The organism is Sinorhizobium mexicanum (genome assembly GCF_013488225.1).
Lineage (GTDB): Bacteria > Pseudomonadota > Alphaproteobacteria > Rhizobiales > Rhizobiaceae > Sinorhizobium > Sinorhizobium mexicanum.
Genome location: NZ_CP041238.1, coordinates 1,266,043 through 1,278,724 on the forward strand (window position 1 = coordinate 1,266,043; position 12,682 = coordinate 1,278,724).

The window sequence follows — 12,682 nt, forward strand, 5'->3', positions numbered from 1 at the left end:
TCCCGGCGAAACGAAGAGGAGCGTGACATGACGGACGACATCCATACTGGCGGATGCCAATGTGGCGCGATCCGCTTTCGCGTCGAGGGAGAACTCGGCGACGCCTCGGTTTGCCATTGCCGCATGTGCCAGAAGGCGAGCGGAAACTTCTATCTGCCGCTCGTCTCCGTGCGCGGAGCGACGGTCACCTGGACGCGCGGCGAGCGCAGGCGCTTCCAGTCGTCGAACGCCGTCAGGCGCGGCTTCTGCGGTGATTGCGGCACGCCGCTGACCTATGAAGCGCCGGACGGCATGGCACTGGCGATCGCTGCCTTCGACAGGCCGCAAGGCATCGCGCCGACGATCCAGTGGGGGATCGAGGCGAAGCTCCCCTATGTCGACCGGGTGCACGAACTCCCGGGCGAAGACACCATGTCGGATGTGGCGGCGGGCTCCTTCCTCGCCGACCTCATTTCCTATCAGCACCCCGATCACGATACTGAAACCTGGCCACCGGAGGCAAAGCGATGACCGATGCTGTACGAACAGGAGGATGCCAATGCGGAGCCGTGCGCTTCCGCATCTATGGAAAGCTCGGGCGCCCGTCCATCTGCCACTGCCGCATGTGCCAAAAACAGTTCGGGTCGTTCTTTTCGGCGCTGGTCACGGCCCCGAAGGATGGGGTGGAGTGGACCCGTGACGAACCGAGCTACTTCCAGTCCTCCGTCAATATCGATCGCGGTTTCTGCCCGAAATGCGGAACGCCGCTGACCTATCGGCATCCGGGCGGCCTCGAAATCGCAATCGGCAGCTTCGATGACCGCTCCGACCTCGCGCCGAAAATCCAGGTCAATTACGCCGCGCGCCTGCCTTGGGTCGAAACGATTTTCGAGCAGCCGGTGCATGACGATGCGGACTATTATGCCCGGCAGGAACAGATCATCTCCTTCCAGCACCCTGACCACGAAACGGATCAGTGGCCGGTGGCGGGGGACTGGAAGTGATGATCCGGCGAATCTTTACCGGCGGCTGCCAGTGCGGTGCGGTGCGCTACCGCGCCGAGGGCACGCTCGACGATCCGCATCTTTGCCATTGCCGCATGTGCCAGAAAGCGGCAGGGAACTATTTCCTGCCCCTTGCCAACATCAAGCGGGACGATTTTCTGATCACCCGCGGAGAGCCGTCCTGGTTCCAGTCGTCGCATGTCGTCAGGCGCGGCTTCTGCCGCGATTGCGGCACGCCGCTTTTCTACGACATGCCGGGCGAGGATTTCCTGAACATCGTCCTCGGCTCACTCGACGATCCGGACGACGTGCAGCCGATCTATCAGTCCGGAATCGAGTCGCGCATGCTGTGGTTTTCCCATCTGCCGCGCCTTCCGGAAAAGGAAACTGACAACCGCACCGAAGAATCCGCCGCGCGTCATTTGCTTGTGCTGGCATCGAACCGCCAGCATCCCGACTACGACACCGTGCATTGGCCACCCAAGGAAGACCTGTTGTGAGCGTTACATTGCGTACCCTTTATCCGGAAATCGAACCCTATGCTTCCGGCCGCCTCGATGTGGGCGACGGCCATGTGATCTATTGGGAACGCGTGGGCACGCCGGGGGCAAAGCCGGCGGTTTTCCTGCATGGCGGACCTGGCGGCACGATCTCGGCGAAGCACCGTCGGCTCTTCGACCCGGCACTTTACGATTTGACGCTGTTCGATCAGCGCGGCTGCGGCAAATCCACGCCGCATGCGGAGATCGAGGCGAATACCACGTGGCATCTCGTCGCCGATATCGAACGCTTGCGCGAATTGGCCGGCGTTGAAAAATGGCTGGTTTTCGGCGGCTCCTGGGGCTCGACGCTGGCGCTTGCCTATGCCGAGACCCATCCGCAACGTGTTTCCGAACTTGTCGTCCGGGGCATCTATACGCTGACTAGGGCCGAACTCGACTGGTACTATCAGTTCGGCGTCTCGGAAATGTTTCCCGACAAATGGGAACGCTTCATCGCTCCGATCCCGCCGGAAGAACGCCATGAGATGATGCTGGCCTATCATCGGCGGCTCACGAGCGAGGACCGCGCGACACGGCTTGCCGCCGCAAAGGCCTGGAGCATCTGGGAAGGTGAGACGATTACTCTCATGCCGGAACCGGCGACGAGCACACCCTTCGAGGAGGAGGACTATGCGCACGCCTTTGCCCGGATCGAGAACCATTTCTTCGTCAATGCCGGTTGGCTGGAGGAGGGACAGTTGCTGCGCGACGCGCACAAGCTCCACGGCATTCCGGGCTTGATCGTGCATGGCCGGTACGACATGCCGTGCCCGGCCAAATATGCCTGGCAGCTGCACAAGGCCTGGCCGCAGGCGGAATTCCATCTGATCGAGGGCGCGGGACATGCCTATTCGGAGCCGGGAATTCTCGACCGCCTGATCCGAGCGACGGACAAATTTGCAGGCAAGACGGAATAACACGGAAAGTGTCTGCGGCTTTTCGCAGGCATTTGACACAAGAGCACGTTGGAATTTGAGCCATGACCAGGGAACGCATCTATCTTTTCGACACCACGCTTCGGGACGGGCAGCAGACGCCCGGCATCGATTTTTCCGTCGAGGACAAGATTGCGATTGCGGCCATGCTCGACGAATTCGGCATGGACTACGTCGAAGGCGGCTATCCGGGTGCCAACCCGACGGACACGGAATTCTTCAAGCGGACGCGCACGCAGAAGGCTTCATTCGTGGCGTTCGGGATGACCAAGCGCGCCGGCGTGTCCGCCTCCAACGACCCGGGGCTGCGCGCGTTGCTCGATGCCAAAAGCGATGCGATCTGTCTCGTTGCCAAGAGCTGGGACTATCATGTCGAGGTGGCGCTCGGCTGCTCGAACGAGGAGAACCTCGACAATATCCGCGCCTCGGTCGAGGCCGTCGTGGCCTCCGGGCGCGAGGCCATGGTCGATTGCGAGCACTTCTTTGACGGCTACAAGGCGAACCCGGCCTATGCACTTGCCTGCGCCAGGACGGCGCTTGAGGCGGGAGCACGTTGGGTTGTGCTGTGCGACACCAATGGCGGCACGCAGCCGTCGGAGGTGCGCGAAATCGTTGGCGCCGTGATTGCCGGCGGCGTGCCCGGCGCCAATCTCGGTATCCATGCCCATAACGACACCGGCCAGGCGGTGGCGAATTCGCTTGCCGCCGTGGAGGCAGGTGCCCGCCAGATCCAGGGAACGCTGAACGGCATCGGCGAACGCTGCGGCAATGCCAATCTGGTGACACTGATCGCGACGCTGGCGCTGAAGAAAACCTATTCGAGCCGCTTCGAAACCGGGGTCGATTCGGAAAAACTGCAGGAATTGACGACGCTCGCCCATGCGTTCGACGAGCTTTTGAACCGCTCGCCGGATCCGCAGGCCCCCTATGTCGGCGCGTCCGCCTTTGCAACCAAGGCGGGGATCCACGCGTCAGCCCTGTTGAAGGACCCCAGAACCTACGAGCATGTCGCGCCGGAAAGCGTCGGCAATCTGCGCAAGGTCATGGTCTCGGACCAGGGCGGCAAGGCCAATTTCATCAACGCGCTCAAGCGGCGCGGCATCAGCGTTGCCAAGGATGATCCGAGGCTCGACAAGCTGATCGCCATCGTCAAGGAGCGCGAGGCTACAGGCTATGCCTATGAGGGCGCGGATGCGAGTTTTGCGCTGCTCGCAAGCCGCATCCTCGGCACCGTTCCCGATTTCTTCCACGTCGAGAGCTTCCGTGTGATGGTCGAACGGCGTTTCGACGCGAACGGCAACTTGAAGACCGTCTCGGAAGCGGTGGTCAAGGTGATCGTCGACGGCGAAGTCATGATGTCCGTTGCCGAAGGCCACGGTCCGGTCAATGCGCTGGACCTCGCGTTGCGCAAGGACCTCGGCAAGTACCAGTCGGAGATTGCCGATCTCGAGCTTGCCGACTACAAGGTGCGCATCCTCAACGGTGGCACTGAGGCGATCACGCGCGTCCTGATCGAATCGACCGACCGCACCGGCGCGCGCTGGTGGACGGTTGGTGTTTCCGACAACATCATCGACGCGTCGTTCCAGGCCCTGATGGACAGTATCGTATACAAGCTGCTCAAGAATCGCGATCAAATCGGATTGATCGCGGCCGAATGACGTTCGAGGCGTGCTGACCTTTCACCGTTCGATCAGAGAGTTTCACTCTTCGTTCACGGAAATGAATTGGTGCATTACCGTTGGTTGGGATAGGACCCGACGAGGAGGCATTGGTCCGCTGACAATGCCGTCGAAAAGGACCGGAGCGGCCGCTGTGCCAAGCTGACCGTGCCCGAGGTATCAGGAACCAAACCATGGCCGAGCGCAACGCGAAGATCCCCGCCGAGAACACCGATTCCGCCAAGGGTTTCGCCTTTGCGCTTGCCGCCTACCTGCTCTGGGGATTCCTGCCCTTCTTCATGAAGGCGGTGGCACATATCCCGGCACCGGAAGTCGTCGCCCATCGTATCGTCTGGTCAGTGCCGCTTGCGGGGCTCGTGCTGCTGTGGCTCGGTCGCACACATGAGGTGAAGCTGGCGCTCAAGTCCCCGAGCATGCTGAGAATGGCGGCACTTACCGCCGTGCTCGTCACGATCAACTGGGGCATCTATGTTTGGGCGATCGGTGCCGGCCGCGCCATCGAGACGGCGCTCGGCTATTATATCAATCCGCTGTTTTCGATTTTTCTCGGGGCCGTTCTCTTGAAGGAGAGGCCAAACGCGGCACAAATGGTGGCGATCGCGCTGGCCGCCGTCGCCGTCGCCGTACTCGCGTTCGATGCCGGCGGCCTGCCATGGGTCTCGATCGGACTTTGCATTTCCTGGGGCTTCTATGCCTTCTTCCGCAAAACGCTGCCGATCGGACCGAATCAGGGTTTCTTCCTCGAGGTGCTGCTGCTCAGCATTCCGGCTGTCGGCTACATCATTTGGCTGGAAGCCACAGGACAGGGCCACTTTGGCGATACCGGGGTTGCCGATGTCCTGTGGCTGCTTTCCTGCGGCATCGTCACGGCCGTACCACTGATGATCTATGCCAATGGCGCGAAGCTCTTGCGGCTCTCCACCATTGGCATCATGCAGTATATCGCCCCGACAATGATCTTCGTCATCGCCGTGTTCGTGTTTCACGAACCTTTCGGGACAGCGAAACTTATCGCTTTCGCGCTGATCTGGGCCGCGCTTTTTGTCTATTCGGGCGCGATGCTTGCCGAAAGCAGGGCTCGTCGCGCGACACAGCCGGCTCCGGCTGAGTAGAAGAGCGCCGCGCGCCCAACGCGCTACAACGACGTGCATAAAAGCAACGATCTAATGCGTGTCGCATGAGGTCGTTTAAACGCGACGCCGTTTAGAGTTTGGAAATGATCTCTGTCTCGCCCTCGCGGCCCTTGGCGGCGGTCGAGGCGAGAATTTCAGGGACGATGTCCTCTGCCCTGTCGATCACCAATGGCTGCACGAGATGGGCCGTATGCACGAATCCCTGCTCGCGCATATGCTCCAACAATTCCAGCATCGGGTTCCAGAATCCGTTGATGTTGCCGAAGACCATCGGCTTCCGGTGGCGGCCGAGCTGTGCCCAGGTCATGATTTCGACGATTTCCTCAAGCGTGCCGATGCCGCCCGGGAGCGCGACGAATGCATCGCTGCGCTCGAACATCTTGTGCTTGCGCTCATGCATGTCGGCGGTGACAACGAGCTCGTTGAGCTGTCCCAGTGAGTGGCGGGTTGCTTCCTTGTCCATGAGGAATTCCGGAATGATGCCGGTAACCTCGCCGCCCGCCGAAAGCACGCCGCTTGCCACCGCACCCATGATGCCGCGCGTGCCGCCGCCATAGACGAGGCGCAGGCCATGATCGGCGATCGATTTTCCGAGCATGCGACCGGCCTGCATGTGGGCCGCATCTCGTCCTGGCTGAGAGCCACAATAGACACAGATCGATCGAATCGTGGTGTTTTGCTTGGTCATGGGGCCAAAAGACATTGCAGCGCAGCATCGGTCAAGAAAAATGAGGGAAAAAGCAGTGGTAAGCCACCTCGCATGAGGCGCGGGAGCTTGTATGAAACTATAGGAAACGTTAGCAATTTTAGTAATACGTTGAAGAATTCGGACGGGTAGGCCGCTGTTGCGCTATAATGGCAAAAAAGCTCGGCGTCGCGGGCCGATGAAAAGGGGACATGCGCGGAGTGTTGTATTGCTCCGCCCCGTGTGGAGAGTAGCATGATGAAGAACAAAGCCGGTTGGGTGGCGCTGAGCGTCTTGGCAGCCGCGACCGCCTTGATGATTTTCGTGGTCCAGCCAAATCTGCGTGACGACGACAAGGAACAGGCCGCACAACCGACCGCGAGTGGTGGCCAGCCGCCCGAGACGAAGTCGGCGGCCAAGGTCGAAACCGCCCCCACCTCGCCGGAACAGGCGGCCAAACCGGAACAGGCGCCCGCGACAGATGTCGCGAGCAAGGCCGCCCCTGGCGCGTCCGATCCTGCGACCTGGACGGTTCCGGGCTTCGACATTCTTCGCGTCGAGCCCGATGGATCGACCGTCGTCGCGGGACGTGCGCAGCCCGGTACCAAACTCGAAATCCTTAGCGGCAATACCGTTATCGGCACCGCTGACGTCGGCGCTGCCGGCGATTTCGCCGCCGTCTTTGACAAGCCGCTTGTCGCCGGCGACCACCAGTTGACCCTGCGCAGCGTCGGTGCAGGCGGTGCAACCAAGATTTCCGAAGAAGTGGCGACAATCTCCGTGCCGAAGGACTCGACCGGGCAGTTGCTGGCGATGGTGTCCAAGCCCGGCGAAGCGAGCCGCCTGATTACCACGCCTCAGGTCGATGAAAAGCCGGCGGACGTTGCGGTTCAGCCGAAAGCGCAAGGCAGTGAGCCCGCCGGCGCGCTCGAGACGCCGGCCAAACCCGCAGGCGTTCCGGGTCTTCAGGTTACCGCCGTCGAGATCGAGGGCGGGACGATGTACGTTGCCGGCAACGCCAAGCCCGGCGCGTTGGTGCGCATCTACGCCGACGATAAGTTCGTCGGCGAGATGAAGGCCGACGACAAGGGCAAATTCGTCGTCGATGGTTCGATCGATCTGGTGGTCGGCAGCCACATCATCCGGGCCGACATGCTGAACGGGGACGGCGGCAAGGTGGCGATGCGCGCATCGGTGCCCTTCGACCGGCCGGCAGGCAATCAGGTGGCAGCCGTTGCTGGCTCGCAGTCGGAGGCGGCGAGCAACGGACTTGACCGCTTGCGGGGCGAGGCGAGCAAGGCGATTGCCTTGCTCAAGGGACTTTTCGCCGATGGAAAACTGCCCTCTGCCGAGCAGCTTGCTGCAGCTCGTTCGGCTACGGAGATCGCGTTGCAGTCGCTCGCCGACTTCAAACCGGCGGACAATGCAGACCAGGCGCTGGCGACCGCCGCAGCTGCAGCATCAAAAGCCGCGGCCGATGCTCTCGCGGTGCTCAAGTCGTCACAGCAGGACTCGGCAAGCGTCGCCGCAGCGCTGGCAAAAGTCGAGGCGACGGTCGGTTCTGCGCTGACCCGGCCGAGTGCTGTCGCCGAGGCGGTTGTTGAGCCTGGACCCGCGATGGCCGCGGACGCCCCTAAGCCGGCGCCGGTGGTCGAAGGCACTGGCAGGGCTGCTGCAGCGCCCGCTTCCGAAGACGCAGTGGCAGCGGCGCCGGTCGGGACACCCGGGCAGCCCGCGACGATCGAGCAGGCACCGCTCAAGGAGAGCAAGACGTCGGTCATCATCCGCCGCGGCGACACGCTCTGGCAGATTTCGCGCCGGGTCTACGGGGCAGGGGTGCGCTACACGACGATTTATCTGGCCAACCGGCAGCAGATCGAAAATCCCGACCTGATCCGTCCAGGCCAGGTTTTCGGGGTGCCGGACGAGGCGATGTCCGACGACGAATCACGGGAAATGCATCGCAAGCACGTGAAGCACGAGGAATAGTCCGTCTTTTGCCAGCAATTCCATTGCGGCAGGGAGCATGCGGACCTATCTGTCAGAAAACGCGGCGTCTCCAAAAGGCGCCGCTTTTCATTGACGATCTACAGCTCCGTGCGTCGTATCGGACGCACAAAGGATGCTGTAGCACTTTGAATTGCTGCACGTTCTATTCTTAAATCGGCTCCGATTTAAAGATACATGCAGCATAACTGGAAGCGGACTGAGACGTGGCACCCCAGAACCAGAAAAAGACGGTTTCCGCCAACACGAGCAATCCGTTGGAGACCATCGCGAACCTCTGGCCCTATATGTGGCCGGCAGATCGCGCGGATCTGAAAATGCGGGTGGTATGGGCGACAGTGATCCTCGTGATCGCGAAGGTCGTCCTTGTTCTCGTTCCCTATTTCTTCAAGTGGGCCACCGACGCCCTCAACAGCGGGCCGGACGCGCTGGCCTCGCTGCCGCAATTCCTGACCGGCGCGGTCATGCTGGTGCTCGCTTACAACCTGGCACGTCTGCTGCAGGCGGGCCTGAATCAGCTGCGTGACGCACTCTTTGCGAGCGTAGGCCAGCATGCCGTTCGGCAGCTTGCCTACAGGACGTTCGTCCACATGCATCAGCTCTCGCTCCGCTTTCACCTCGAGCGGCGCACGGGCGGGCTCTCGCGCATCATCGAGCGCGGAACCAAGGGCATCGAGACCATCGTCCGGTTTACAATCCTCAACAGTGTGCCGACGCTGATCGAGTTCCTGTTGACGGCGGTGATCTTCTGGTGGGGCTACGGCTTCAGCTACCTCTTCGTGACCGCCGTGACGGTTTGGCTTTACATCTGGTTCACGGTGCGCGCCAGCGACTGGCGCATTGCCATCCGCCGCTCGATGAATGACAGCGACACCGATGCGAACACCAAGGCGATCGACTCGCTCCTTAACTTCGAGACGGTCAAATATTTCGGCAACGAAGAGATGGAGGCGAAGCGCTTCGACAAGTCGATGGAGCGCTATGAGCGCGCCGCGACCCAGGTCTGGACTTCGCTCGGTTGGCTGAACTTCGGCCAGGCGCTGATCTTCGGCGCCGGCACCGCAGTGATGATGACGATCTCGGCGCTTGCCGTACAGCGCGGCGACCAGACGATCGGTGATTTCGTCTTCGTCAACGCCATGCTGATCCAGCTTGCCATCCCGCTGAATTTCATCGGCTTTGTCTACCGCGAAATCCGCCAGGGCCTGACCGATATCGAGCACATGTTCGATCTGCTCGATGTTCAGGCGGAGGTGGTCGATCGGCCGGACGCAAAGGAGCTGACAATCGACAAGGGCGCGATCTCCTTCAGGGACGTGCAATTCGCCTACGATGCCGCCCGGCCGATCCTTAAAGGGATTTCCTTTGACGTCCCCGCCGGCAAGACGGTGGCGGTCGTTGGGCCGTCCGGAGCGGGCAAGTCGACATTGTCGCGGCTGCTTTACCGCTTCTACGATGTCCAGGGAGGATCGATCACCGTTGACGGACAGGATGTTCGCGACGTGACGCAGAAAAGCCTGCGCGCCGTCATCGGCATGGTCCCGCAGGATACCGTGCTCTTCAATGATACGATCGCCTACAACATCCGCTACGGTCGTATCGAGGCATCCGACTCCGAGGTCGAGGCAGCTGCCGAGGCGGCACAGATCGCCGGTTTCATCCGCGGCCTTCCGGAAGGCTTTCGGGCCATGGTCGGCGAACGCGGGCTGAAACTCTCCGGTGGCGAGAAGCAGCGTGTGGCGATCGCGCGCACGATCCTGAAGGCGCCGCCGATCCTGATTCTCGATGAGGCGACATCCGCGCTCGACACCAGGACGGAACAGGAAATTCAGGCGGCGCTGGATGTCGTTTCCCGCAACCGCACGACGCTCGTCATCGCCCACCGCCTGTCGACGGTTATCCACGCGGACGAGATCATCGTCCTCAAGGACGGCGTAATCGCCGAGCGCGGTACGCATGGGGAGCTGATCGATCGCGATGGCCTTTACGCTTCCATGTGGAGCCGCCAGCGCGAGGCAACACAGGCGGAAGAGCAGTTGAAGCGGGTGCGCGAGAGCGACGATCTGGGCATCATCGACCGCGGTCAGCCAGCTGCCTGACCATGACCGGCGAATGCTTGGCGCTCGGCACCGATTGTTGCCGCTTCGACGTTGCCGGGGTCTGGATTTCGCGCTACTGCATGTTTCCTTAAACCGGGGCCGATTTAAGGATAAAACGTGCAGCAATTCAAAGTGCTACAGCGACCTTTGCGCGCCTGAAAAGGCGCACGGCGCTGTAGTCACCTTCCACGTCAAATCTGGAGTAGAGTTCATGAGCTTGGTTAACACGGTGCGAAACACGCTCGTTCCGGTGCACAAGGAAGGCTACCGCTTCATCGCGATTTTCTTCGTTGTGTCGCTGGTGCTTGGCTTACTGTGGGAACCGCTGATGTGGGTCGGCTTCCTGTTGACCGCCTGGTGCGCCTATTTCTTCCGCGACCCCGAGCGCATGACGCCGATCGACGACGATCTCGTGATCAGCCCGGCCGACGGCCGCGTCTCCTCGATTGCGGTGGTGACCCCGCCGGATGAATTGGGCCTGGGTTCGACGCCCATGCTGCGCATCTCGGTTTTCATGAACGTCTTCAATTGCCATGTGAATCGCGCGCCGATGATCGGGAGCGTGCGCCGCATCGCCTATCGGGCCGGCAGATTCGTGAATGCCGAGCTCGACAAGGCCAGCCACGAGAACGAGCGCAACGGCCTCGTCATCGAGACGAAGCACGGCGAAATCGGCGTGGTCCAGATTGCCGGCCTGGTCGCGCGACGCATTCTGTGCTGGACCGCACAAAACGCGTCGCTCGAAGCGGGCGAACGCTTCGGGCTCATACGGTTCGGCTCCCGGCTTGATGTGTTTCTGCCGGAAGGTGCCGAGCCGCGCGTCAGCGTGGGCCAGACGGCCGTCGCCGGCGAAACGGTGCTCGCTGAATTCGGCTCCGCGAAGGGGCCGGTGATCAGCCGCCGCGCATAAGGAGCTGTCATGGAAGAGCCCCAACAGGAAAAGCCGACGGAAGCCGTGCAACCGTCCGCGGAGGTGGACGGATCGAACGACAAGGCGCGAGGACCTCGCCTGCGCGAAATTCCGCTACGTTTGATGATCCCCAACATGATCACCGTGCTGGCGATCTGCGCCGGTCTGTCCGGCATCCGGCTCGCCTTCGAGAACCGCGTCGAACTTGCCGTCGCCATGGTCCTTTTCGCAGCGTTCCTCGACGGTATCGACGGACGGGTCGCGCGCCTGCTCAAGGCGACGTCGAGCTTCGGCGGCCAGATGGATTCACTCGCGGACATCATCAATTTCGGCGTCGCTCCAGCACTGGTTCTTTATGTCTTCGTGCTTGACCAGGCGCGGTCGATCGGCTGGATCGCCGCATTGATCTATGCGATTGCCACCGGATTGCGGCTGGCGCGCTTCAACGTCATGGCCGAGCGCCAGGTCAAGGCATCCTGGCAGTCGGAATATTTCGTCGGCGTTCCGGCACCTGCCGGCGCCATGCTGGTGCTGCTGCCGGTCTATCTCGGTCTGCTCGGCCTGGCGCCGGAGCGGTGGTTCGCGCTCATCGCTTCGGCCTATACGGTGCTGATTGCCTTCCTGCTGGTCAGCCGCCTGCCGGTCTGGTCCGGCAAGTCGGAAAACCGCGTGCGCCGCGATCTCGTCCTGCCGGCCATTCTCGTCGTCGTCTTCTATGTCGCGACGCTGATGACCTACACGTGGGAAACGATGGTGGTGACGGCGCTCGCCTATCTGATCAGCCTGCCGTTCGGCGCCCGTTCCTGGCAGCGCAAATATGGCGACTGGCCGGCACACCCGGCGCAGGGAGGCGATGGGCTGCCCGGCGACAACGATTAACGGGCAGGTCTCATGACGAAATAGGAAAGCCACCTTGGGTTACCGCGGTGGCTTTCTTTTTTTGAGGTCGGTTGCCGAATTATTCGGGCATCCGATAGTCGACGATCTTGTTTTCGCGAACGACGAACAGCTTGCCGGTCTCCGTCTGTTCCGGACCGACGAGCGGCATCAGTGCGGCCGCGACCTCGGATGGATGCGGCACGGTCGCCGGATCTTCGCCGGGCATCGCCTGGGCCCGCATTGCTGTGCGGGTCGGCCCCGGATCGACGCTGAGGATGCGGAGCGGCAGCCGCTGGGTTTCGTGCGCCCAGGTCCGAGCCAGTGCCTCGACAGCCGCCTTGGACGCGGAGTAGGGGCCCCAGAAGGGTTTGCACTTGTGCGCAGCGCCCGATGAGAGGATAAGCGCGCGGCCCGCGTCGGACTTGACGAGCAGCGGCTCGACGGACCGGATCAGCCGCCAGGTCGCGGTGACGTTGATGGTCATCACCTTCTCGAAAACCTTCGCCTCGACATGGCCGATCGGCGAAATCGTGCCGAGCACGCCGGCATTGGCAACGAGGATATCGAGCTTGCCCCAACGCTCGTGGATCGCTCCTCCGAGCTTGTCGATCGCTGCCATATCCGCGAGATCGAAGGGGACGAGCGTGGCAGATCCGCCGAGCGCCTTGATGGCATCGTCCAGTTCTTCGAGGCCGCCGACCGTGCGCGCGCAGGCGATGACGTGCGCGCCAGCCTTGGCAAGTTCGAGGGCAGTGAAATAGCCGATGCCGCGCGATGCGCCGGTTACGACGGCGACCCGGTCTTTCAGATTGGGCGTCATTTGATTG

12 protein-coding genes are annotated in these 12,682 nt (G+C 61.9%); 10 read left to right on the plus strand and 2 right to left on the minus strand.

What is annotated here, in order from left to right; translation table 11 throughout:
* Window positions 1-27 precede the first annotated feature (27 nt).
* The 6 genes from FKV68_RS05930 (at window position 28) to rarD (ending at window position 5,254) form a co-directional block, all read left to right on the plus strand.
* On the plus strand, window positions 28-510 hold the full coding sequence (locus tag FKV68_RS05930; RefSeq protein ID WP_180940590.1) for a GFA family protein: 483 nt from the start codon (window positions 28-30) through the stop codon (window positions 508-510).
* A complete protein-coding gene (locus tag FKV68_RS05935) occupies window positions 507-983 on the plus strand; it encodes a GFA family protein (RefSeq protein ID WP_180940591.1) in 477 nt (158 codons plus the stop codon). The genes FKV68_RS05930 and FKV68_RS05935 overlap by 4 nt, the downstream gene beginning before the upstream one ends.
* Window positions 983-1,483, plus strand: coding sequence for a GFA family protein (locus FKV68_RS05940; RefSeq protein ID WP_180940592.1), 501 nt, complete (start codon window positions 983-985; stop codon window positions 1,481-1,483). Before FKV68_RS05935 ends, FKV68_RS05940 begins: the two co-directional genes overlap by 1 nt.
* Window positions 1,480-2,442: a prolyl aminopeptidase gene (gene pip / locus FKV68_RS05945; RefSeq protein ID WP_180940593.1), complete on the plus strand. Its 963-nt coding sequence runs from the start codon at window positions 1,480-1,482 to the stop codon at window positions 2,440-2,442. Before FKV68_RS05940 ends, pip begins: the two co-directional genes overlap by 4 nt.
* 62 nt (window positions 2,443-2,504) lie before the next feature.
* Complete coding sequence (gene cimA / locus FKV68_RS05950) at window positions 2,505-4,121, plus strand: citramalate synthase (RefSeq protein WP_180940594.1); 1,617 nt, start codon at window positions 2,505-2,507, stop codon at window positions 4,119-4,121.
* 194 nt (window positions 4,122-4,315) lie between these two features.
* A complete protein-coding gene (gene rarD / locus FKV68_RS05955) occupies window positions 4,316-5,254 on the plus strand; it encodes an EamA family transporter RarD (RefSeq protein WP_180940595.1) in 939 nt (312 codons plus the stop codon).
* 91 nt (window positions 5,255-5,345) lie between these two features.
* Here rarD and FKV68_RS05960 read toward each other — a convergent pair whose 3' ends face one another.
* Window positions 5,346-5,963 (minus strand): LOG family protein, encoded by a 618-nt coding sequence (locus tag FKV68_RS05960; RefSeq protein ID WP_180940596.1) that lies wholly within the window; start codon window positions 5,961-5,963, stop codon window positions 5,346-5,348.
* A gap of 252 nt (window positions 5,964-6,215) precedes the next feature.
* Between FKV68_RS05960 and FKV68_RS05965 the strand changes: the two genes are divergently transcribed.
* The 4 genes from FKV68_RS05965 (at window position 6,216) to pssA (ending at window position 11,855) form a co-directional block, all read left to right on the plus strand.
* Entirely contained in the window at window positions 6,216-7,949 is a 1,734-nt protein-coding gene (locus FKV68_RS05965; RefSeq protein WP_180940597.1) for a LysM peptidoglycan-binding domain-containing protein, read from the plus strand.
* Between the two features lie 224 nt (window positions 7,950-8,173).
* The gene (locus FKV68_RS05970) at window positions 8,174-10,066 is read left to right on the plus strand and encodes an ABCB family ABC transporter ATP-binding protein/permease (RefSeq protein ID WP_180940598.1); all 1,893 of its coding nucleotides are present in this window, start codon (window positions 8,174-8,176) and stop codon (window positions 10,064-10,066) included.
* Between the two features lie 211 nt (window positions 10,067-10,277).
* A complete protein-coding gene (locus tag FKV68_RS05975; RefSeq protein WP_180940599.1) occupies window positions 10,278-10,976 on the plus strand; it encodes a phosphatidylserine decarboxylase in 699 nt (232 codons plus the stop codon).
* A 9-nt stretch (window positions 10,977-10,985) separates the two neighbouring features.
* A complete protein-coding gene (pssA, locus tag FKV68_RS05980) occupies window positions 10,986-11,855 on the plus strand; it encodes a CDP-diacylglycerol--serine O-phosphatidyltransferase (protein WP_180940600.1) in 870 nt (289 codons plus the stop codon).
* A gap of 79 nt (window positions 11,856-11,934) precedes the next feature.
* Here the strand turns inward: pssA and FKV68_RS05985 are convergent, their stop codons facing one another.
* Complete coding sequence (locus FKV68_RS05985) at window positions 11,935-12,675, minus strand: SDR family NAD(P)-dependent oxidoreductase (protein WP_180940601.1); 741 nt, start codon at window positions 12,673-12,675, stop codon at window positions 11,935-11,937.
* Window positions 12,676-12,682 lie beyond the last annotated feature (7 nt).